This window comes from Brasilonema bromeliae SPC951 (genome assembly GCF_012912135.1).
Classification (GTDB): domain Bacteria; phylum Cyanobacteriota; class Cyanobacteriia; order Cyanobacteriales; family Nostocaceae; genus Brasilonema; species Brasilonema bromeliae.
Genome location: NZ_QMEB01000042.1, coordinates 1 through 23,414 on the forward strand (window position 1 = coordinate 1; position 23,414 = coordinate 23,414).

Sequence of the window (23,414 nt, forward strand, 5' to 3'; positions counted from 1 at the left end):
AAATCTAGTTTCTTGGTTTTTGTTGATTAATTTATTCCTTGGAAGTCCCTTATTGATTTGTTTGATTCAAGCATTTGGAATTTCATCTTAGTATGCTAATACTTTTATTTTGATTAAAGTTGACAAAATGTTTCGGAAATGCATGTTTTACTTACTGAATTTGTTTGGTTCAAACATTCAGAATTTCATCCTAATTTCATCTTGATCTGAGAACCTGAGTTATAGGAGTGAAATCTGTAAATACTTACTTAGATGTGAAAAAACAACAAATCATATCTAAGCCGAATTTAGGTGTGAGAGAGAAAAAATTATGACAACACAATTGCGGAACGTTCTGAAGCTAAGTCCGGTTGTTCTGGCAGCCACATTCTTCACTGCGAATAGCGCTATGGCTGCAGAAGTCAACGAACAGGTGACTTCCGTCTCTGTGCTGACATCACAATCAGACAACATTGGTCAAGTAACATCTGTTTCCCAGTTTTCCGACGTACAGCCAACAGATTGGGCATTCCAAGCATTGCAGTCTCTGGTAGAGCGCTACGGTTGTATTGCAGGTTATCCCAATGGTACCTATCGCGGTAACCGCGCTTTGACCCGTTATGAGTTCGCGGCTGGTTTGAACGCCTGTTTGGATCGAGTGAATGAACTGATTGCAACAGCTACTGCCGACTTAGTCAGAAAAGAAGACCTAGCTACCTTGCAGCGCTTGCAAGAAGAGTTTTCTGCTGAATTGGCTACCCTGCGTGGTCGTGTTGATGCTTTAGAAGCTCGTACTGCTGAGTTGGAAGCAAATCAATTCTCTACCACGACAAAACTGGTTGGTGAAGCGATTTTCAATATATCTGACATTTTTGGTAGCGATAATCGGGCTGTTCCCTCTGGTGTAAACCCGGCAACAGCTCAGGACTTGAATTCTAATACCATTTTCGCTGACCGGGTTCGTCTGAACTTGCTCTCCAGCTTCTTTGGCTCAGACCAGTTACAAATCCGTTTGCAGTCCCGGAATATCACTCCTTATGGTACGAACGTAACGGGTACTAACATGACCCGTCTAGGGTTTGATGGGAATGAAAGCAATGACAATTTGCTCGAAAAACTTAACTATGCTTTCAAGTTGGGTGATGCACTAAGTGTCAAGATTGATGCTACTGGTGGTCTCTTATACGAAAACATTAACACCTTTACCCCTGAGTTCAACAGCTCCGGTAGGGGTGCTATCTCTCGCTATGGTCGTTTCAGCCCGATCTATCGTGTAGGTGAGGGTGGTGCAGGTGCAACATTAGTCGTCAATCCCAAAGGACCTATCACTGTATCAGCGGCTTATCTAGCCGACAGAGCTAACAATCCTAACGATGGATCAGGTTTTTTAAATGGTGGATATGCAGCCCTTGGTCAGATATCCTTCCAGCCCAGTCAAGCATTTAATATCGGTTTGACCTACGCTCGCACTTACCAAAATATAGGAAATGTTGCCAACAATAGCATTAACCTCTTTGGCTCTACAGGAAGTCAGTATGCTAATAATCCTTTCGGTGGCGCTGCTCTGACTGCTGACCACTATGGCGTAGAAGCCACCTTGAGACTAGGTCCCAAGGTTACGCTTGGTGGTTGGTATGGTTACAGTGAGGCAGAAGCTAAGAGCGGTCCTAGGGAAGGTAATAATGCATACTTTGAGTACTGGGCTGCTAATGTTGCTTTCAAAGACTTTGGCAGACAAGGTAGCGTGCTTGGTTTTGTCTTTGGTCAACCTCCTAAAACAACTGGTAACGAGTTCGTTCAAGCAAACGGTATTCGTCGTCAAGACAGAGACACATCATATCACTTAGAGGCACTGTACAGACTGCAACTGACTGACAACATTGCTGTTACTCCTGGTGTGTTGGTGATCTTCAACCCAGAACATAACGACAGAAACGATACCGTTTATGTAGGTACACTGCGTACTACCTTTACTTTCTAAAATTAGCTCTACAGCAACTCTCACTCTTTTGGGGTGGGGTTATGTAAAAAAAGCCTGCTTATGCGGGCTTTTTTTGTATGACTCAACTGATGAGTGTTGCGTTTCTTGTAAAAATCCGGTTTAGGGGTTTTTAGAACCCCAGATGGATGCGTGCGGAGAAACGCAGATAATTTACAGGAAGTTTATTGAGGATCGAGATTTGTTGGAGAACCAGTTCCGGAGGAGTCATCGTCCGAAGGACGCTTCACTTTGGGGCGATCGCTACTCCAAGCCCACCATACGCAACCACAGTGACACTGGTAAAACTCCTGCCATTTGCGACGATAGTTTTCCGTCATCACAGGCGAACGACGATTTATCCAGACTTGTACAGCTTCTAAGCTACTGGAGTGACAGTTAGGACAGCAAAATTCATAAGCATGAATTGCCGTGTTTGTCCATTCAGGTGGGGTTGGAGCAAAAGCATCTATATTCATTAGTTATAAGTCGTTTGTCATTAGCTATATCAATTATGAATGACTACATTGAAAGCCCATAAACCAGGTATTCTAAGCATAAGCATATATTATAAGTTGTATGAAAGCTGATATTAACATGGAAACAAACGTTGAAATTCGCCGTTTGCTAGATATAATGCCTGCTTCTGGTCGAATGATGACAAAAATCGTTATCAAGCCCGAACAGACAAAAGTGATTGACGCAACATTTCCATTACCTTGGAATAAGGAAAGACCAATCTATATTAATTTTGATTTATGGCGTCGCCTGACGAAACCGCAACGCGATTTATTACTATTGCGGACTGTTAGTTGGTTGACGCAAGTCAAGTGGTTTAAACCTGACATTTATCAGGGTATGGCGATCGCTGGTGTTTTGGGCGCTTTTGTAGAATCAGCCCAAGCAGATCCAGTGGGTATAGTTGTTGCTGGTGGATTAACTACGCTGTCTATGCTTCGCATTTGGCGGACTAACCGATCCCAGCAAACAGAGTTAGACGCTGATGAAGCTGCCATTCATGTCGCGCAACGACGGGGTTACTCAGAAGCTGAAGCCGCACAACACCTGTTATCTGCTATTGAGGCGGTGGCAAAAATTGAAGGGCGTTCTGGATTAGAGTTTACTGAGTTGATTCGTAGCCAAAATTTACGAGCTATCCGCTAAACAGTGGACAGGACTGGACAACCAGTAGCTACCGTTGTAGAGATAGCCACGCTTAAGTACTTTGAATACTACGTTAAAAAGGTGATGGCATCTCTAGGTGCTTTCCAGCTTAGGGCTACTGCCGTCAAGGATTAAACAGGTCTATTTAGCTAAGCCAGTGTTCTTGACATGACAAGCCTTTTTAACTTTGGCGAGGACAACATAACCCGGTTACCGGAGGACAAATGTCTAACTTCGTATTTGTAATTGACACTAACAAAAAACCGTGTGACCCAGTACCACCTGGGCAAGCAAGACGGTTACTAAAACAGGGGAATGCAGCAGTATTTCGCCGTTACCCATTCGTAATCATCCTGAAATATCCAGCCTCACTGCATCCTGGTCCTCACCAATTGAAGATCGATCCAGGGTCGAAGACGACAGGGCTTGCAATTATACAACAAGACAAAGTGGTGTGGGGCGCACAGTTACAACACAGAGGACAAAAAATCAGCAATGACCTCAAAGCACGCAATGCTGTTCGGCGTAGTAGACGTAATCGCAAAACCCGTTACAGACGACCGCCGATAAAAAACAGAGGTAAGCGTCAAAGATCTAAAGGGTGGTTGGCACCTAGTTTGAAATCTCGTGTCTACAACATCATGACTTGGGTTTTGCGAATCAAAAAGTATGTCCCAATTACCGGGGTATCTCAGGAGTTAGTCAAGTTTAACACACAAGTTCTGGTCAACCCTGAGACAACCGGGATTGAGTACCAACAGGGCGAGTTGTTTGGCTACGAGGTACGGGAATACCTGTTGCAGAAGTGGGGTAGGAAGTGTGCTTACTGTAGTGCAACTAATACTCGCTTAGAAATTGACCATATTCACCCAAGGTCTAGAGGAGGTAGTAACCGCGTCTCTAACCTCACTATTGCCTGCCATGAGTGCAATCAAGCCAAGAGCAATCAAGATATTCGTGATTTCTTGGCGCAAAAACCGGATGTCCTCAACCGTGTACTCAGTCAAGCAAAACAGCCATTGAAAGATGCAGCATCTGTTAACTCCACTCGTTGGGCGTTGTTTAACCAACTTCAACAGACAGACCTACCCGTGGAAATTGGTACAGGAGGAAGAACGAAGTACAACCGCACCCGGTTGGAACTGCCCAAAACCCATTGGCTGGACGCAGCTTGTGTTGGTACACAAGACATGTTGACAGTCCTCACCTCTCAACCACTATTGATTAGCGCCAAAGGCTGGGGAACTCGTCAAATGTGCATAACCAACAAGCACGGTTTTCCCATAAAGCATAGGGAGAGAAAGAAAGTTTTCTTTGGATTCCAAACAGGAGATATGGCGCAGGCAAATCTGCCAAGGGGCAAGTTTGCAGGCACTCATGTAGGACGACTAACTGTTAGAAAAACTGGGGTTTTTGAGATGACCAAACACATTGGTAAAGTCAGCCCAGTTAGACATAAGTACTGTAAAGCTATTCATCGAAATGATGGCTATATGTATGCATTTTCCACTATTTCCCACTGAAATGAAGATTAGAGGCGTTGCGATCGCTGGTTTGTCATCAGTGAGTGTTCCAGAAAGTTTTGAACAATAGTTCACGAAATCAAATCATAACTAATAACTGATGACTAATCACCACAATGATACAGTTTATAGTCGTAGCCGTTGACTGCGCTTAAAGATTGAGTTTCAGCAACACAGTTTTTAACTTCCTCCGGTTGAGGAGCATAAAAGTTTACTAACCATAAGTCAAAAGGGCGTGGTAGTGTTTTTAACGTATTTTGGAGTGCAACGGTGGAAGTCTTGGGGTCTTCGTCTTGATGAGCAAGGAGAAATAGCGGTGATGGGGATTTTGAATTTTGTATGGAATTTTGTATGAAATTTTGTATTTTATATTCCCTCGCTATCCCCATCATTTCCCCAATTTGTACATGAGTTTTATGAGTTGTGGCGATGAGTACAGGAACATGGGATGTTTGTTCAATAAGTTGTACAAATAAGTCTGGACGGTAGTATTTTTGATAGCCCAAATTGCAAACAACAGTGATAGCACTAACCAATCCCATCGACAAAATGATGATCACAGCTTTTTTGCCATTTATTCCCCATCTCCCTTTTTCCAAAATGGGATCACGCCAACAAACTGCTAGACTTGCCCCAAGTAAGACTATCACCGCAGGAAAGTAAACAAAGTTGTAACGAGCACCTCGTGTCAAGTCAATACCAAAAAAGTAAGTAAAAAGAAAAAATAAAGCTATAGCCCCTGCAATCAAACCAGCAAACACTTGAACCATCAAACGGGTTTGTGCTTGTTTGAGATAAACTTTAATTCCACGCACCAAAATTGGTACTGCCCAAATGAAAAATATAAGCATCAACAGTCCAGAAACAATCACAACTGCTAACTGTGATGCTTCCACTGGTAGCAAAGAAATCATCGTAATCCATGCTGCCAAAGCTTGAAAAATTGGGTTGATCCAAGCCATTCCAGTACGTGGGCCTTGAATCCATTCAGTCAACTTCCCGCCATAACTATTCTGTAAAAACACTGGGAGCCAAACTAAACCCGCTACAAATGTACCTAGCGCAACAGCGTAGATGCGGAACCAGGGAGAGTAAAGATTTGGGGGAGATGAGGAAGTAGAAAATTTCTCCCTCGTCTTTCTTGTCCACTGTCGCCAAGCAAGAAAAAGTAAAACCAACGCTTCACAGCAGAGGGTGAGAGTGAAAAAGTAATGAGTCGCAATACCAACAGCATTGATTCCCACCCACGAAAGCGCTATCTGGATGGGTATTTGAGTATGGTTTTGGATGTGACGACTGGCAATAACTAAGCAGGCTAAAGAAGCAATCACCCATAAAATTGCTAAAGTATAATGACGGGCTTCCTGTGCTAAAAAAATGCCGTAGGGTGAAGTAGCCATCATTGCAGCCGCTAAATGGCTGACAAGACGAGAACGAAATGCTAGCTGAGTTAAAGCATAAACAGCTGGGATAGATGCTGCACCGAAAAAAGCTGCAAGCGATCGCGCCCCCCACAACGACACCAAACCCTCATGTGTAGGAAACAGCCGCATCCACAAGTGAGTGAGAATAAAGTAAAGCGGCGGATGATTACTTTCAGTAGATAAGTGTTTCCATACGTCTTGTATGCCAGCGGTAGCCAGTGGTTGTAGTGGTTGTAAGAGAACATCAACAGATATCGGCTGATCCAACGGTACTGGCAAAAAGCTATTACCTAAGCTAAATACCAGAGTAGAAAACTCATCAGTCCAAGGTGGTTTAGCACTCAAGTTCGTTAAACGCAAGCCGACAGCAATGAGTAGCCAAATCGCCAGCAGTAATAGAGTTTTGAGTTTTGAGTTTTGAGTTTTGATAATGACATTCATAAATTTTGACACTCCTCAGCCGTCATGCGTGAGGATTCTTAAGAATCTTAATTCTATTGAATCTTGATTCGTAACGGCTGTGCCAAACAGCTTCTAGACAGTCCGGTAAAACCATATGATTTACCACTCATAACTTATCACTCAAAACACATGGCTGTTTGTTCCGTCCTATTTCACCTGAGTCACGCGCCAACTAAGCTTCAAATTCACCCAAAAGTTCCAAACAGTAGCAACAGCAATAGCAATCAGGTTAGCAACGTAGCGGTTGCGAATCACGAAATTAAACACCAAGTTCAACACCAACACATTCAACACCAGTCCCGCAAGACAAATTATGTTGAATTTTAAAAACCGCTTCAAGCGCTGACGCCATTCCTGCTGCTGACTGCTGACATCAGCAAACGTCCAGATGTCATTCCACAAGAAGTTATTCAAAATTGCCACTTCCCCAGCTATGATTTTACTGCGTGTCAGGGGTAAACCCAAAGTCGTTGGGTCACTGAGTAAGTACAGTACTGTCATATCCACAAACACCCCCGATAATCCTACCAAGCCAAAGCGGAGGAAGCGATCTATGGGGAAATTTCGACTAAATTTCGACAGTCTCCCTGTTGATACGCGTAAGCGGATTAAGTGGTGGATGTAATCGACATACTGTTTCCAAGTAACCTTACTTTCACCCTCTTTGCGCTCACTGAACACATACCCAACTTCTGCAATTTTGCCCACGTTTCCGCGCCCGATGGTTTCCAGCAAAATTTTGTATCCCACCGGATTGAGGGTTTTACCGACTATACAGTGGCGACGGAGCATAAAATAACCGCTCATCGGATCTGACACTCTTGAGAGAACCCCAGGTAAGATGATCAATCCTAATAGCTGAGCACCTCGTGATAACAAACGCCTGACAAAACTCCAGCTACTGACTCCACCGCCTTCTATGTGACGACTAGCGACAGCTAAGTCTGCTCCTTCCTCAATTGCTTGCAATAGCTGCAGCAGCACATGAGGTGGATGTTGTAAATCAGCGTCTATAACTCCTAAAATATTTCCAGTAGCAGCTTGCCATCCCCGAATGACAGCGCTGGATAATCCCCGTTCACCCTGTCGTCGCATAACTCGCAATTGGGGATATTCTGTCATCAATGACTGTGCAATGTTCCATGTGCCATCTGGACTATCATCGTCTACCACTATCAACTCGTACTTTCCTGGTATGTACTCATCGAGTAAGTTGGTTAATATGGAGACAATTTTTTGGATATTTGCCGCTTCTTTGTAAGTTGGAATAACTAGAGAAAGTACAATGGGTTCACTATTTGCCTCTGTTGTTGCAGCTGGCAATTCTAATATCTGCAATGAACCAGTGGGTACTGTTAAGAGGGAATTAGGTTGGATGATACTCATTCAAAAAGGATGATATGGTAAACAGATTTCTAGTAGTTTTGTTAATAACACCCTTACCAGGTTGTGGTTAGCGTTATTTTCTAGTAGTTAACTAAGATAAATTTTATTCACAAAGTAGCACTTAGACGCGCATTAGCTTACCAATTTATCTTTAAGCAGCACCTCTTCCTGATTTATACCAGGTTTCCAAATTAGGTAAATAAGGAAACCAGTTGCTACGTATATAAAGAAGGGTGTCATTAAAGAGAGACGAACATTATAATACTGAGGCAATACTACTTTGTACAAGTAATCTTGCCAATGAAGAAAAGGACCTCGATACAGAAACATCACTATATTTATAAGTAAATTATTAGACGGAATCGTAGAAACTCCAGCGAGATTAATAAACATGGATAATACTCCCAATAATTTAATATACTTTAGAGGAGAGTAGACTACTGGAAGAAGAATAAATGGGGTAGCAACCACTAAATGACGTGGACCAAAGCAGACATCACCCGACCATGCATAGTAAGAAGCATTTAACACAAAAATAAAGGCAAAGAAGATAAAACAGAACAGTATAACATTGTTTTTTTGGTAAGTCTTTTTTACAAAGGAACCAAGAAATAAAATCGTCATGGGAAAGTATAGAAAAATTCCTCTAAACGAACTGAATGTCAAACTCCAAATTGTTCCTAAAGAAGGAACAATAAACATGCTTTTTTGGATAGTGTCTTCTTGATTTAACTGTTTGAGAAACAGTGAGTTAGGAGTTTTAAACACTGACCCTGTAATTGTTTGGTTATAGAACATAATGACTCCTAAAAAGATTGAGTAACCCAACAATAGCAAGAAGATATTTGTCAGCAAACTTTTGTTATCTTTCTCTTGAATTCTTAAATATATCCAAAATCCAATTAGTAAAGAGATTGGCACGATTGCAATATAATCAACCATTTGGGCTAAGCCCAAGAAAAGTCCAATAAAAAAGCTATTTGCTTGATTGATAATTAAATAAAAAGCTAGAAAAATAAACGACATTGTGTAGACATGAGACCAAATCCCATTAGTAGAGTAGAAAAAAACTAATGAACCGAAGATGAAAATAAAAACGACCCATAATTTTTTGACAAGATCATTCGTGAAATAATCTAAAGTCTTAAACATTATGACTGCCACAATTCCAAGAAGAGGAGCGCTAACACAAACGTTCGATAAGATATTAAAGATTGCCCAATAAACTTCTCCTTCTGGAATACCAATCAGCCTCATTAACATTTGGTGAATAAAGTAAAGAGGAGCCAGAATAATTGGAATACCAGGCGGAATAACAGAGTAAGCATTATTATTAAGCAGCAAAATATCTATATGAGATCGATATCCTTTTTGAAGTGCAAATGTACCAAAATTCACAAATGAGTGAATGGCATCAGTATAGCGACTTGTTTGAGGTCCATCAGGTGTTGCATGAAGAGCAATCAAAATAAATACAGTGATGAATATTCTATGAGAAATGTGCTTGATCATTTTTAAAAACTTGCCATTACAAAGTTTGCCCTATCAAAAGGGGAGATTGCCAAAGGCTGAAACTAAATTGACAGAAAAACTTAGCGGTAAAGGCTTATACCCAAATTAGAGTGATAGTACTATCCATCTAGGAGTTTACCTTCTCACTGGGTAGTCTACCAATTAGCAAGTAAGCTAACCGCAGCCTTTAAAGGCGGGGCTTTGTAGTAGCCCTGAGTTGTCGATGTGAATAGATGCTTGCGGCTTACTTTCTGATAGCTAGCCACTTTAAACCACGTATAATTACTGTTACACCGTTTGATGAACAAATTATAAGACCGTCATTCTGAAAGAAAAATCACTTGATTTACTCTTGACAAAATCAGAAAAACAGTAAAGATATAGTTAAATTTTATTGATTGGATTGAAAAATAACCAATTGTATGTTTTCACTCATTAAAAATTGGCTAATATTTGATGAAAAATAGCATTCAAGAACAGGTTTTCAGACAGCAATATTTTTGGTAAAGTTATTTGGTGCCGCAAGCGGTTTGCCCTAAATAGTGTTTAGGAATATGGAAAACAGTGGCAGAAGACTGAAGAATTCATCTTGCATAAATCTCTAAATACTTTTTAATGATTAGAGTTCCAAAATGTGCGAATGGTTTCAGAACAATAAGCAAACTTAATAATAAGGTAGATATTTTTGCCTACTGACTTATCAAAAATGTCAAAATAATAAATGTGGTTTGCTTTTGAGAAATTGTGGTTACTATAACTGTTGATGCTATTCTTGAGCGTGCTTTGAGTGGGTATGATTTACTTCCCGAAGAGGCAGTGGTTTTATTAAAACAAAATGACCAAAGTGCAGTTGCTGCTATTCGCGCTACAGCTGACAAACTGCGTCAACGGCAAGCGGGGGACACTGTTACTTACATCATTAACCGTAATATTAATTTTACTAACATCTGTGAGCAACACTGTAGTTTCTGTGCTTTCCGGCGAGATGAGGGGGAAGAGGGTGCTTACTGGTTAGATTGGGCGCATATTTTGGAAAAGGCGACAGATGCAGTGCAACGGGGTGCAACTGAAATCTGTATGCAGGGAGGCTTAAACCCACAGGCGAAGGTGAACGGAAAATCTTTGCCTTACTACCTCAAGGTTGTGGAAAAGATTAAACAAGAATTTCCCCAACTGCATCTACATGCTTTTTCTCCCCAAGAAGTGCAATTCATCGCAAGAGAAGATGCACTGCAATATGCCGATGTGATTATCGCTTTCCAAGATGCTGGTGTTGATTCTATGCCAGGAACCGCAGCTGAAGTGTTAGATGATCAAGTGCGGCGCATTCTTTGTCCAGAAAAAATTAATACAACAACATGGCTGGAAATTGTGAGTACAGCTCATAGACTAGGTTTGTACACCACAAGCACAATGTTATCAGGGCATATTGAGACGCCAGAGCAACAAATTAAGCATTTGGAAAAATTGCGATCGCTCCAACAAACTGCCATTCATCGGGACTACCCTGCTCGCATAACTGAGTTCATTCTATTACCTTTCGTTGGCAAAGAAGCTCCCAAACCTCTACGTCGTCGTGTAGGACACGATCAACCTATTTTGGGAGATGCACTGCTACTCACTGCTGTTGCACGAATTTTTTTAGGAAACTGGATTCCTAACCATCAACCAAGTTGGGTAAAACTGGGTTTGGCAGGTGCAACAGAAGCTTTATTGTGGGGTTGCAACGATATTGGTGGCACATTAATGGAAGAACATATCACAACAATGGCAGGTGCTCAAGGTGGAACCAACATGGAAGTCGAAACCTTGCAAGCTGCTATCACCTCCATCGGGCGTCCTTACCAACAACGAGATACTTTATATCAAACAGTGGGATTATGAGGGAAAGATCTTTTCCCACACTCCCTATCTCCTCGTATTGCCGTATCCTGCGATGAAATGATCCCCATGATACCAATCCAGGATACGATGGACGTTGATTTAGGTATTGTTTCACTTAACGTTTATGAAGCGCTATTGGTCACGTCTGCTTGCCCTGGTTTTGCTTGTCGTCGTTGGTTTGATGGGCTGTAACAGCAGTCCGGGTGCTTTAACAGGAGATTATCGCCAAGATACCTTAGCTGTCGTAAATACTTTGAGGACTGCTATAGAGTTACCACAAGATTCTCCAGATAGAGCATCAACTCAAGCAGAAGCGCGTAAGAAAATCAATGACTTTGCAGCTCGTTATCAGCGAGATGGCTCTGTCTCTGGTTTGGCTTCTTTTACAACCATGCGAACCGCCCTTAACTCCCTAGCCGGACACTATAGTTCTTATCCAAATCGTCCCGTGCCACAAAAACTCAAAGACCGCTTAGAGCAAGAGTTTGAGCGGGTAGAAGCAGCATTAAGCCGTGGTGCTTAACTATTGCGGCGTAAGTCCCACCACTAAACGGAGTACCGTTATAGCGGTGGGATTAAGCCAACAGATGACCAAAACATCACTGAACTAAGCCTTAAAAACAAAACTCAGCTGACTTATAAGTTCAGAGTTCAAAGTTTTGAGTGCTGAACTTTTACTCTATACCGATGATAATTTTGTCACATCATTAAGTTAAAAAAGTCACATAATTTGGGTTTTTCTTTTTGAATTTTGAAATTTCGCGTCAGAAAAGCTTGTAGATACCACAAGATTGTTGCTCTCAACATCACAAACAATCTGTTTATCAGGACGTTGTATGAAAATTTCGTGTTACTTAAATTGAGTCACAAAATTCGGCAACAGAAATAGAGATTTGGGAGTCTATACCGTCTGGGCTTCAAAACCCTATTTATCAAAAACGCAATTTTATACACATTATCCTACGTAACTTCCGTTGGGATTGATTGTTTTGTCTTTCTACTTGTACGTATGTCCAACCGTCCTTTGAATGTTGCAACAATATTCTTTTGGCAACGCCTGCTTGCTGCTCTGATTTTTAGCAGTAGTTTGCTGATTCCCTTTTTAAAAAATCAGCCAGCAGCGGCGCAGCTGACTGAGTATTGCCAGTTACCACCACCTCAGGCGCAAGAAAAAGAAAACTTACGTTTGTCTGCACTTAAGGGTGATCAACAGGCACAAAGTCGTTACCAGCAATTGTTACAACAAAACGCACAAGTTTTGCAGGAATGCCGCAATCGTACTTGGCCTCAGTTGCAAGCAATTTGGTTGCGTTTGTATCCTTGTGATGTTCAACCAGGAATGGTTGACCAAATCATGGATCGGATTGTCAACCGAGGTTATAACGAAGTTTATTTGGAAGTTTTTTACGATGGTCAAGTACTTCTGCCAAAAGGGGCTAATCCCACGGTTTGGCCTTCAGTGATTCGCACACCAGGCACAGAAAAGACTGATTTGCTCGCCACAGCAATTCAAAAAGGGCGGGAACGCGGTCTGAAAGTTTACGCTTGGATGTTCACCACAAATTTTGGCTATACTTACGCCCAGCGTTCAGATAGAGAAGGGGCAGTTGCCCGCAACGGTAAGGGTCAAACCAGCCTCTACGTTGTAGATAACGGTTCTCAGGTCTTTATCGATCCCTACAACTTGCAAGCCAAACGAGACTATTATCAAATGTTACAGGAAGTGGTGCGCCGTCGTCCAGATGGGGTACTCTTCGACTATGTACGCTATCCACGACAGGCAGGCACTGATTCCATAGCCACAAAAGTCACAGATTTATGGCTGTATAGTGACGCGACTCAACAGGCTTTATTCCGACGAGCACTGAATTACAAAGGATTGGAATTAATTAGACGCTTTTTAACTAAGGGATATATCACAGCCGGAGATGTAAATGAGGCTGATAAACTCTATCCTCAAGAAGGAGAACCCTTATGGCAAGGTCGCACTCCACCCCAAGAGCAAAAGTCAATCCTTCCCCCAGATCAAAGGCAACCGCAACTACAATCGGAGTTATGGCAGTTAGCAGTTGCTCACGCCATGCAAGGCATCGTAGATTTTTTAGCCTTAGCTGCATATCCAGCACAGCAACAAGGTATTCCAGTAGGAGCGGTATTTTTTCCTGATGGTAACCAAATGGTCGGTCAGGGATATGATTCTCGCCTGCAACCTTGGGATAAGTTCCCAAATACAATACAGTGGCATCCCATGTCTTATGCAAATTGTGCTAGTGCTGATTGTATTGCAGCACAGGTGCAGCGGGTTTTAAACATGGCGAAACCAGATACCCAGGTGATTCCAGCGATAGCTGGTCAGTGGGGAGCATCAATAAGCAATCGTCCTCCCTTGGAAGTGCAAATGCAGGCACTCCGCAAACTTGCACCGCAAATCAAGGGAGTCAGCCATTTTGCTTATTCTTGGCAAGATCCAGAGTATGATAACCAGCGTAAGTTCTGCCGCGTGCAGTGATTAGGGAGTCGTGACCGAGTCTAACACGAAAAAACAGCCAGCCTTAATACGATATTTCGTCTTGACTCCACGATGAATCGAGGTGCTTCAAAGGCTGGCTGTTTTTAGGGGACAAATTGGTGAGCAATACAGTTCAGATAAGATAGTTGACATTTTAGCACTTATGAGCTTATCCGAACTGTATTGAGGAGGAGGCAAGAGTGCCAGGTAATAAATAGAATTAGCCCCACACAATCTGTAAATCCAAAACAAAACCAGGTAAAACTTCTTCTCCAGATAAGCTTGTGGGGGACTCTAATACTTCTTTTGGTTGCCCTTGTCTATAAATTTCGACGCGACGTGTCATTCTTTCCATCAGCCAACCTAATTTTACCCCGGCATCCATATACTCTTGCATTTTGGTGATTGTATCACTCAAGCTATCAGATGGAGACATCAGCTCTAAAACAAAATCGGGAGCAATGGGAGGAAATTTTTCGCGTTGTTCCGGTGTCAGCGCATTCCATCTGGTTAGTTTTATCCAAGAGACATCTGGAGAACGTGAAGAACCGTTGGGAAGTTTAAAGCAAGTGGAAGAATCGAAAACTTCACCCAGTTGAGTTTGTTCATTCCAAACAACAAATCGAGCAGTTAGCTTCGCATTGCGTTTCCCTGTTTCTCCCCCCGTTGGTGGCATGACAATCAGTTCCCCGTTACCATTGCGCTCAAATTTGACTTCGGGATTATCCTGGCACAGTTGGTAAAATTGGTCGTCGTTAAGTTTAACGATATTTTTTAAGTTGATGGTAATAGCTGTCATAATGACCTGCCAAGAGAGAAATTTTCAACCAGGATTTTCTTGCCACGTTACCATCGGCTGCAACAACCGCGCTTTTTACCTGGCGGGACGGGAATACCGGGAAGTCTTCTGTGTATCCCATCAAAAAGACTTTGGAAAATTCACTCCGCCAGGTTGTACGGTTTTGTGTGTCAAAATCAAAGCTAAATCAAAGTTTTGTCCGATCAGTCAAAATCTCGTATCCAGTCTCTGTTACCAACACAGTATGCTCAAACTGAGCGGATAGAGAATTATCCACTGTTACAGCTGTCCAACGGTCAGATAACGTCCGTGTATACTTGGAACCAGCATTCAAAATAGGCTCAATCGCCAGCGTCATCCCCTCACGCAGTTTGACATTAGGTATTTCGCGAGTGCGGAAGTTAAAAACCGAGGGTTCTTCATGTAGGTTGCGACCAACACCGTGTCCGGTAAAGTCCTCTACCACAACAAACTTGTTTGCTTTGACATGATCTTCAATTGCCCCAGCAATATCCATCAGGTCGTTTCCTGCTTTCACTTGTTCAATGCCTTTAAAAAGAGTTTCTTCTGCAACACGAATCAGTCTGGCTGCTTCTGGGGTGACTTCGCCGACAGCGATTGTGATGCAAGAATCACCATGAAAGCCTTGGTAATATGCGCCAGTATCAACTTTTAAGACATCTCCAGTGCGGATAACTTTTTTTGCACTAGGGATGCCATGCACAACTTCATTGTTGATACTAGAGCAGATAGAACCAGGAAAGCCGTGATATCCCTTAAAACTTGGTGTTGCGCCCATTTCCCTGATACGTTTTTCCGCATGAGCATCCAAATCAGCTGTCGTCATACCTGGCTTAACCAGCTCAGAAATTTCTTTTAGCACAGTTGCCACTATTTTTGCGGATTGCCGCATAATGTCAATTTCACGCGGCGATTTAATTTCAATTCCTCTACGTTGTCTTTTTTGAGGGTTGTTTTGAACTGGCAGAGAAAGCAGGTTACTGAGAATGTTCATGGGAAATTAATAATTTTTGTGCCTTGTCTGTTGTGTGTTAATACTTCTTCTAACTTTGTTGAGAAATAATACTTGTATCTCAATATCTAAGGTAACTTATTTTTTGCTATAGCAATTTGAAATCATAAGCCTACGAGCTTACGTGAATAACAAGATTCCCGACTTCTCACTCGAAGTCAGGAATCTGAACCAATAGATTTATGCGCTATGCGCAGGCACTTTCACACAAATCAAACACATTAACGCCGCAGCAACTTCAAGCCAATCTCTCCACCCATGTTCTGAGCATAAGCCAGTTGTACCAAGAGCATCATTGCTGGTTCGATAAAGCGTGCATTCTTCAGTTCACCAGCGTCAAGTGGCTCAACTTCGATTTCACGCAATAATCCTGCGACAATCTCCTTGGCTTGGGCGTCATCACCACAGTAGAAAACAGTTGCTTCTTGCTGACCAAATTTTCGCGAAGCAGAGTACAGGACTTCCGCAAAAACGGGTAATGCTTCAACAAGGCGTGCACCAGGAACAAGCTTTGCAATCTCCTCAGCCCCTGAAGTGGTTGTCCCAACTGCCATCCCGCTCATATCTGGTGTCAGTGCATTAACACAACTGAAGAGAATCTTCCCGTCTAAGGAACCAGCAGCTTTCAAAGCATCTGGGACAGCTGCCCAAGGCACAGACAGCAGGACGACATCAGCGAACTGCACCGCCTCTGTTGGCGTACCAACACGAACACTTGGATCGATTGATTCTGCCAGGGACTTCAGCTTCTCCATATCACGTGAGTAACTGAACATAAGGTTGTGACCATTCTTGATCCACAACTTTCCCAAGCCGGTGCCCATTTTGCCAGCACCAATGATACCGATGTTCATATTTTTGTTTCCTTGATTGAAGTACAAATTGCTTTTGTGGATTATGCCGACTGATTCGCTGGTGTGATCAGCAGGCGACCAATATTTACGTTGCTGGGTTGGTCTAGCAGGAATCGAATTGCTCTGGCGATGTCCTCTGCGACAAGCGGTTGTTCAACCGCTACTGTTTGCTTTTCCTCTTCACTCCAGTTTTGGTAAAGGTTCGTCGCTACCTTACCCGGTTCAATACAGCCAACACCAACCCCAGAACCCGCCAATTCTAATCGCAAGCAATCGGTAAAAGATTCTATGGCATGTTTAGTACCACAGTAAGCTGCCATTGTCGGGTAGTTTGTCGTCCCTGAAATGCTGGACAGGTTGACAATAAATCCATTGGCATTTTGTTTGAAGTGCCTTGCAAAAACATAAGCCATGCGAAAAGCCGCTTCAACATTGATGCGTACCATCTGGCAAAGTGCTTCAATATCAACAGTTTCTACTGAACCAACGACCATCACCCCAGCATTATTAACCAGCGCATCTGCTCGACCAAATGAGCTAACTGCATGCTCTAACAAGCGTTTGGGTAAGTCTGGGTCAGTCACCTCACCAGCAACAAATGTAGCATGAGTGAGGCTGGTAGCTAACTTGTTAAGTTTGTCTTCATTCCTAGCGGTGAGGACAAGATTCATTCCAGCAGCATCCAATTCGCGAGCAGTCGCTTCACCGATACCGCTGCTTGCTCCGGTGATGATTGCAGTTTTTCCCTTTAATTCCATGATAAAAATCTCCTAAATTGAGTTGACAACTGTCTTTTCTACTTGAAAACAGGTCTGAGGATGATTTTCAGGCATGACTCATCCCTTTGCAAAAGCGGACTATGACAGATCTACCCAAACGGTCTTGGTTTGCAAGTAGAACTCCAATGCTTCCTGACCGTTTTCACGTCCATAACCGCTCATTTTGTAGCCACCAAATGGACTCGATGGATCAAAGTGACCATAGGTGTTAATCCACACAGTACCTGCCTTTAACCGTGCGGCTGCCTTGTGTGCCTTCTTGATATCGCGAGTTTGCACACCAGACGCGAGTCCGTATTGATGGCTGTTGGCAATCCGAATTGCATCATTAAAGTCCTCGAAGGGAATCACTGAGAGAATGGGACCGAAGGTTTCTTCACGAGCGATCGCCATGTCACTGTTGACATCGACAAAGACAGTTGGTTCAACGAAGTATCCTTTCCCTGTACCGATATCTGCTGTTTTACCACCAGCAACCAACCGGGCACCGTTTTGTTTGCCCACCTCCAAGTATCTAAGCACGTTGTCATACTCGCTCTTGTTGGCGATCGGTCCCATTTGACTATCGGGATCAAGTGGAGCACCAACTTTTATTTGCTTCGCCCGTTGCGCCACCCGTTCTACCATCTCGTCATAAATCGATCGCTCCACCAACATCCGCGATCCGGCATAGCAGATTTCACCTTTGTTGTAGAACATACCGTAATAGGCAGTTTCTATGGCTGCATCAAGATCCGCATCAGCAAAGACGATATTGGCGGACTTTCCCCCTAGTTCCATTGTTAGGTGCTTTAAAGTATCGGCTGAGTCTTTAATCACCCGAATACCGCTAGCAGTTGACCCTGTAATAGCAACTTTTTCAACCATAGGATGGGTCGAGAGGGCGTGCCCAACCGTACTTCCCGGTCCTGGAACAACATTGAACACGCCTGATGGTAGTCCCGCTTCCGCCGTAATCTCAGCCACCTTCAGCGCCGTGAGAGGGGTTGTTGAGGAGGGTTTATGAACGATTGTATTACCCGCCGCTAGAGCTGGTGCGAATTTATGGATTGAGAGAATCAGTGGAAAGTTGAATGGAGTGATAGCTGCTACCACACCGAGCGGTTCCCGTAAAGTATAAGTGTGCAAGTTTTTGGTAGTTTGTTTCACCGCACCCTCCAGTTTGGATGCCCACCCCGCAAAATAGTGAAACGTATTGGCAAGATGGGGAATATCCACCGTGATGCTGTCGGTAAACAGCCGTCCCATCTCTTTGGCTTGTAAGTATGCCAACTCTTCACCGTACTTGAGAAAAAGGTCACCAATTCGCCAGAGGATTGTACCGCGTTCGTGTCCGCTCATCTGTCCCCAAGGACCTGTTTCAAAGGCTTGATACGCCGCTGTGATTGCCGCTTCAGCATCTTCTGCTGTGCCTTCGGCAATCTGTGCAATCTCTTCTTCAGTCGTTGGATCTATGACTGAGAAAGTTTTGCCGCTAGCAGAATCGCGCCATTCGCCATTGATGTAGAGTTTGTTATGAGTGAAGGGAAAATCAGGGCGTGCTGATATTTTCGGTTGTTCTGCCTGTGTACAAGTAATCATTATGATTTATATATCTATCTTGGTAAGAGATACCACAGGCAATCAATAGTTACCAAATAGATACTAATGAAGTTGTTATGAGAGCATCACAGTTGGCAACAGAATATAACTGTCCTGTTGAGGTTACGCTTGAGGTTATTGGCGGCAAATGGAAGTGTGTCATCTTGTGGTGGCTAAGACGAGATGCAAAGCGGTTTGGGGAATTGAGACTTTTGATTCCTAGAATTACTCAAAAGGTTTTGACGCAACAGTTACGTGAACTGGAACGAGATGGGCTGATTCGTCGAGAAACCTATCGACAGACACCGCCTCGGGTTGAATACTCACTCACACCATACGGTGAGACGATTCGACCGATCACAGAATTGATGTGTGACTGGGGTAAGAGCCATAGACCAGAGTACAACTTCGGCTATCTCCGGCTAAAAGGCTTACGAATATTAGTCGTGGCGGCTGAGGCTGAGGTGCGCGTTAAGCGTTTGCGAAGCGCCCCCTTAGGGGCTAGCTCTACCGTTAGCGGAGCGTGTCCGCAGGACATAGGTAATCGCCTACGCACAGTGCTTGAAGAACATGATGCTCAGGCGCTCGTGGTTGCATCAACTCACGCAGCACTCGAAGTGTTGCTTCAAGAGCCGCCCGATGCGCTAATAGTTGATATTGGAGCATCAAGCGAAGACAGTTATGCTCTCATTCGTCAGGTCAGAAATCTTTCAGTGGAGCAAGGCGGTCAAATTCCAGCGCTCGCGCTAACCAATAATGATTTGGAGCGCTCACGAGTCATCAAAGAGGGATTTCAAGTCCATTTAGCCAAACCGTTCGATCCAGTGGAATTGGTTGCCATCCTCGCTAGCCTCACTAGTTACTCCCAATGAGAGTAGTATTTTGCTACCATTTGTGCTAATCATGATCCTCGCTAAGTCCGAAGAACAAGGCTTAGGGTTAATCAACAGAAATCACCAAACACATACATTAACCTGCACTTGGGGAAGTATTTACCTCTAACCAATAATCGACAAATGCCTGAATCGTCTTTTGCAGTTCTTGAGCATCCATCGGCTTGATCAGATAGCCGTTTGCGCCTTTCTTGTAGCACAGTTCAATATCTTTTGGGTTAGATGATGTGGTGAAAACAACGATAGGGATTTCCCTAAAGCTCTGATCTTGCTTGAGCCGTTCCAGGATGTCACGACCATCAATACCTGGCAAATTCAGGTCAAGCAAGATAACAGAAGGTCTTGGCGCTAAGTCCGGGTTTTGATAATTCCCCTCTTTATAGAGGAAGTCTAAAACCTCATCTCCATTAGTACAGCGATATATGGGGTTCGGGACAGCCAGCCGCCGCATCAGGCGTTGTAGCATCCTAAAATCCTCATTGCTGTCCTCAACAACCAGCAGTGGTTCATTGAGTTTTGTGGTCATGACTTCAAATATTGTCTTAAAATTAAACATTTCTCAATAAAATTTTACATTATTCCAGCGTAAAATAGAACACTGAGCCAGTGTCTACAGTCGATTCAACCCAAATACGACCACCGTGACGCTCAACAATCTTCTTAGAAATGGCTAACCCAGCACCTGTACCCCCACCAAACTTTTCTTGAGAGTGGAGTCGCTTAAAGAGCCTGAAAATAGTTTGGTGGTGATGTTCTGGAATTCCAATCCCGTTATCTTGTACATAAAAGACAAAAGGTGCTGAAGTTTGCGGTTGTTGTTGAAGCAACCCTTTTTCCATCTGTTCATTTATATCCAAATAACCAATTTCAACCCATTTATCTGATTTATCATTGTATTTAAAAGCATTGATCATCAAGTTACTAAAAACTTCGCTAACAAGAACTGCGTCACATTGAATCATAGGCAAACGTCTAGGGATGCGAATATCTAACTGAGATGGCGAACGACTGGCACGTACAAGATCAATCACTTGGTGGAGCAATCCGTTGAGGTCAGTTGCTTGCAGGTTTAGTTGGGCTTGCCCTAACAAGGAAAGTCTCAAAAGTGAGTTAATGAGAGTTTCCATGCGTATGGATAAGGATACCACGGTCTCTAGGTACTCAACTCCATCCTCATCCAGTAGTTGAGCGTAATCTTCCAGCAATATATTTGAGTAGTTGTAAATGCCGCGCAAAGGTTCTTTTAAATCATGAGAAGCGACGAAGGCAAAGGAAGCAAGTTCGCGGTTGCTGCGCTCTAACTCTTGGTTGATTTTGGCTAACTCATCTGCCTTGGAAAGTACAATGCCTACAATTGCATTGCGCAGAGCGATCGCACTCTCAAGTTCACACGATTTCCAAGCTAGCGAAGTCAATCGAACCGTTTCTTGCCAGAGTTCAAACGATGTTCGCGGACAAAGGGTAACGCTACCATCAGCTTTAATCTGAATTGATTCATTCGGCTGACCTGCCCAGTTTACCGTTTGGATAACTTCAGGACGAAACCAGAGGATATAATAGCGCCGAACTTTAGAAATTCGCAACAGTAGCAAACCACTTGCAGTATCTTTAAAAGCAACAGCCTCTGGATAAAGCTTGGGCAGAGAATCCGTGGAAAAGAGATTGTCAGTGATCTGAGTGTCTACCCATTCTATAAGGGCGCGAACTTCCTCAATTGTTGGTGTTGCACCTACAAGCGTAATGTCATCATCTAAACAAACTGCTGCTCCTCGCGCATTGACGATATCCAGTAAGCGAAGTTCAGGATAAACAAGTGCTTCTCTAAAGTTTTCTGCCCCGGATATGGACTCTATGAAATCAGCCTGTATTGATTGAAGCTTAACCATTAAGTCAAATTCCGACTGATTGACTTTGTGTTCTAATTCCAACGACACAATCTGTGCTAAAAATTCGCAAATTTTCCGCACTTCGTAAGGAATAAACTTCAATGTTTGATGATGGCAGGAAATGAGTCCCCAGAGTGTTTGCTCCTTAATGAGCGCTATCACCAGGATGGCTGCTACACCCATGTTTTGATGATATTCAACACAGCAGGGATGAGTACTTCTAAGTACGGACAAGCTTAAGTCAACAGATGTAGAATGCATTTCCGGATTTTCGACCGCCATCAACTCTACAGCTTGGGCATTCATATCGGGAATGAATCGAAGCAAACAGCGCTTATACAACTCCCTAGCTTGCTGGGGGATATCCGTAGACGGATAATGTAGTCCTAAATAAGGTAATAAATTATCTTTTTTTACTTCGGCAACTACGGAACCTGCTCCTACTTGGTCGAATTGATAGACCATCACTCTATCAAACTCCGTAATTTTTTGCACTTCGGATGCTACAGTGTGCAAGAAATCTGTGAGGTTGGATGTCTTTCGCATTTTGGCGATCGCCTCTTGCGCCAAAGCATGAAAGCTCAAAAAGCTGATCTGATTGATAGAATCAGTTGGTTCTAGCTCAAGAATCACAGTACTTTCTGTACGATGAGCGATCGCATCAAAATATTGCTCACCCTTTGAAGTCTCGATAGACAGCTTGAAAGAATAAACGCTACTTCCCGAACCTTGCCAAAACTGCTCAATAGCTTTCACTTGTTCTGCGTTAAGCAGAGTACTGAGGGGTTGATTGAGTAAATCGCGTGGCTCTTTACCTAAAAAATCTTGAGTATTATTGCTTGTCAACAGGATTTCTAGCTGAGGACTAACCGCCAGTAGTACGCCATGAGGCTGGATCGAGTTAGGCAGATGAATTGGTTCGTGGTGAATCAGGTTGGTAGCTTGGGTAGGGGTAATATCAAATTGGCTCATAGCTTGACTCACGAGAACCAAACTTATTTGTTTTACGATACCGCAATTAAACGTTATATTTTTTAAAATTTTAATGCATAAGTATAGGAATTTGGTTTGGTTTATGAGCGAACTCGTTGAGCTAGGGAACACTTAACAGGTGAGACCAGCCCCCGTCTTGGTGAACCAGCACTGCGGGAGGGGAGCCACTGCTCGACTAGGGTTTCCCGGCTTGTAGACGCCCGGAGGGCGGTGAAAGTCGCACGCCCAGATTTAACACAGAGGTGCGGCGGATAAGCGCGACTTGAAAGGTCGCTTAGAACGGAGAGCCGACTCTCAAGCGAGAATTCACACTCTCTACCCTAATGTAAAAGACTCTCCGAAGTCCGGTCACGCCCAAGTAGGTAACGAAACAGGCGGAATGCAGACCACAAACGTAACCTTAACTGCTAGCCCAAAGTGGTAAGGAGCAAGAGGGAGTTCTCCCAAGATGAACAAAAGTAAATTGATGTTTAAACTGCGTCATCGCACAAAGAGCCAAATTAGGCTGACAGGCTCTAACCAAAAGGTAAGTGGGTAGATTTATGGTTTTATGCCCTATAAATCGTGTGAATATAACTAATTCCAAAATATAACCGTGATAAAGGTCGCCGACCCAATCCAGAATGGCAACGATTACAAGGGCAGGCTCAACCTTTGAAAAAGAAGGGTCTATTAATTGAGGCTCATACTGCTCGCAGACTAATGCAGCAGGTTCCCTCCTTAGACCCATTCGACCCAAACTATCGCCGCCTACGTTATATTCCAATACGGTTCA

At 43.3% G+C, this 23,414-nt stretch carries 18 protein-coding genes; 7 read left to right on the top strand and 11 right to left on the bottom strand.

All coding sequences use genetic code 11. The features are described 5' to 3' along the window. Positions 1-310: 310 nt before the first annotated feature. Positions 311-1,960, top strand: a complete 1,650-nt coding sequence (locus tag DP116_RS07785) for an iron uptake porin (RefSeq protein WP_169154642.1) — start codon at positions 311-313, stop codon at positions 1,958-1,960. A gap of 182 nt (positions 1,961-2,142) precedes the next feature. Here the strand turns inward: DP116_RS07785 and DP116_RS07790 are convergent, their stop codons facing one another. Further along, positions 2,143-2,436 (bottom strand): hypothetical protein, encoded by a 294-nt coding sequence (locus DP116_RS07790; RefSeq protein ID WP_169154643.1) that lies wholly within the window; start codon positions 2,434-2,436, stop codon positions 2,143-2,145. Between the two features lie 118 nt (positions 2,437-2,554). Here DP116_RS07790 and DP116_RS07795 point away from each other — a divergent pair, with 118 nt between their 5' ends. Then, positions 2,555-3,121, top strand: coding sequence for a DUF3318 domain-containing protein (locus DP116_RS07795; protein ID WP_169154666.1), 567 nt, complete (start codon positions 2,555-2,557; stop codon positions 3,119-3,121). Between the two features lie 224 nt (positions 3,122-3,345). Continuing rightward, the gene (iscB, locus tag DP116_RS07800) at positions 3,346-4,644 is read left to right on the top strand and encodes an RNA-guided endonuclease IscB (protein ID WP_169154644.1); all 1,299 of its coding nucleotides are present in this window, start codon (positions 3,346-3,348) and stop codon (positions 4,642-4,644) included. A gap of 104 nt (positions 4,645-4,748) precedes the next feature. Here the strand turns inward: iscB and DP116_RS07805 are convergent, their stop codons facing one another. The 3 genes from DP116_RS07805 to DP116_RS07815 form a co-directional block, all read right to left on the bottom strand. Further along, on the bottom strand, positions 4,749-6,509 hold the full coding sequence (locus DP116_RS07805; RefSeq protein WP_169154645.1) for a glycosyltransferase family 39 protein: 1,761 nt from the start codon (positions 6,507-6,509) through the stop codon (positions 4,749-4,751). Positions 6,510-6,677: 168 nt separating this feature from the next. Further along, entirely contained in the window at positions 6,678-7,916 is a 1,239-nt protein-coding gene (locus DP116_RS07810; RefSeq protein WP_169154646.1) for a glycosyltransferase, read from the bottom strand. A 132-nt stretch (positions 7,917-8,048) separates the two neighbouring features. Then, positions 8,049-9,428, bottom strand: coding sequence for a hypothetical protein (locus tag DP116_RS07815; RefSeq protein ID WP_169154647.1), 1,380 nt, complete (start codon positions 9,426-9,428; stop codon positions 8,049-8,051). Positions 9,429-10,172: 744 nt separating this feature from the next. On the opposite strand from DP116_RS07815, the gene cofH reads away from it, so the two are divergent. The 3 genes from cofH to DP116_RS07830 all read left to right on the top strand — a co-directional run bounded on the left by cofH (position 10,173) and on the right by DP116_RS07830 (position 13,821). Further along, positions 10,173-11,312 (top strand): 7,8-didemethyl-8-hydroxy-5-deazariboflavin synthase subunit CofH, encoded by a 1,140-nt coding sequence (cofH, locus tag DP116_RS07820; RefSeq protein WP_169154648.1) that lies wholly within the window; start codon positions 10,173-10,175, stop codon positions 11,310-11,312. A 124-nt stretch (positions 11,313-11,436) separates the two neighbouring features. Beyond that, entirely contained in the window at positions 11,437-11,835 is a 399-nt protein-coding gene (gene psb27 / locus DP116_RS07825; protein WP_169154649.1) for a photosystem II protein Psb27, read from the top strand. A 486-nt stretch (positions 11,836-12,321) separates the two neighbouring features. Next, positions 12,322-13,821: a family 10 glycosylhydrolase gene (locus tag DP116_RS07830; RefSeq protein WP_169154650.1), complete on the top strand. Its 1,500-nt coding sequence runs from the start codon at positions 12,322-12,324 to the stop codon at positions 13,819-13,821. A 220-nt stretch (positions 13,822-14,041) separates the two neighbouring features. Here DP116_RS07830 and DP116_RS07835 read toward each other — a convergent pair whose 3' ends face one another. The 5 genes from DP116_RS07835 to DP116_RS07855 form a co-directional block, all read right to left on the bottom strand. Next, positions 14,042-14,620, bottom strand: a complete 579-nt coding sequence (locus tag DP116_RS07835) for a Uma2 family endonuclease (RefSeq protein ID WP_169154651.1) — start codon at positions 14,618-14,620, stop codon at positions 14,042-14,044. 187 nt (positions 14,621-14,807) lie between these two features. Next, positions 14,808-15,635, bottom strand: a complete 828-nt coding sequence (gene map, locus DP116_RS07840) for a type I methionyl aminopeptidase (protein WP_169154652.1) — start codon at positions 15,633-15,635, stop codon at positions 14,808-14,810. Between the two features lie 239 nt (positions 15,636-15,874). Further along, on the bottom strand, positions 15,875-16,507 hold the full coding sequence (locus DP116_RS07845; protein ID WP_169154653.1) for an NADPH-dependent F420 reductase: 633 nt from the start codon (positions 16,505-16,507) through the stop codon (positions 15,875-15,877). A gap of 41 nt (positions 16,508-16,548) precedes the next feature. Then, on the bottom strand, positions 16,549-17,265 hold the full coding sequence (locus DP116_RS07850) for an SDR family oxidoreductase (protein WP_169154654.1): 717 nt from the start codon (positions 17,263-17,265) through the stop codon (positions 16,549-16,551). A 99-nt stretch (positions 17,266-17,364) separates the two neighbouring features. Further along, positions 17,365-18,867, bottom strand: coding sequence for an aldehyde dehydrogenase family protein (locus tag DP116_RS07855; protein WP_169154655.1), 1,503 nt, complete (start codon positions 18,865-18,867; stop codon positions 17,365-17,367). 77 nt (positions 18,868-18,944) lie between these two features. On the opposite strand from DP116_RS07855, the gene DP116_RS30150 reads away from it, so the two are divergent. After that, positions 18,945-19,739: a winged helix-turn-helix transcriptional regulator gene (locus DP116_RS30150; RefSeq protein ID WP_169154656.1), complete on the top strand. Its 795-nt coding sequence runs from the start codon at positions 18,945-18,947 to the stop codon at positions 19,737-19,739. Positions 19,740-19,836: 97 nt separating this feature from the next. Here the strand turns inward: DP116_RS30150 and DP116_RS07865 are convergent, their stop codons facing one another. Both DP116_RS07865 and DP116_RS07870 read right to left on the bottom strand, forming a co-directional pair. Beyond that, the gene (locus DP116_RS07865) at positions 19,837-20,286 is read right to left on the bottom strand and encodes a response regulator (RefSeq protein WP_169154657.1); all 450 of its coding nucleotides are present in this window, start codon (positions 20,284-20,286) and stop codon (positions 19,837-19,839) included. A gap of 49 nt (positions 20,287-20,335) precedes the next feature. Beyond that, positions 20,336-22,618 carry an ATP-binding protein gene (locus DP116_RS07870; RefSeq protein ID WP_169154658.1) on the bottom strand — a complete coding sequence of 761 codons (2,283 nt, stop codon included), beginning with the start codon at positions 22,616-22,618 and terminating at the stop codon, positions 20,336-20,338. Between the last annotated feature and the right edge of the window lie 796 nt (positions 22,619-23,414).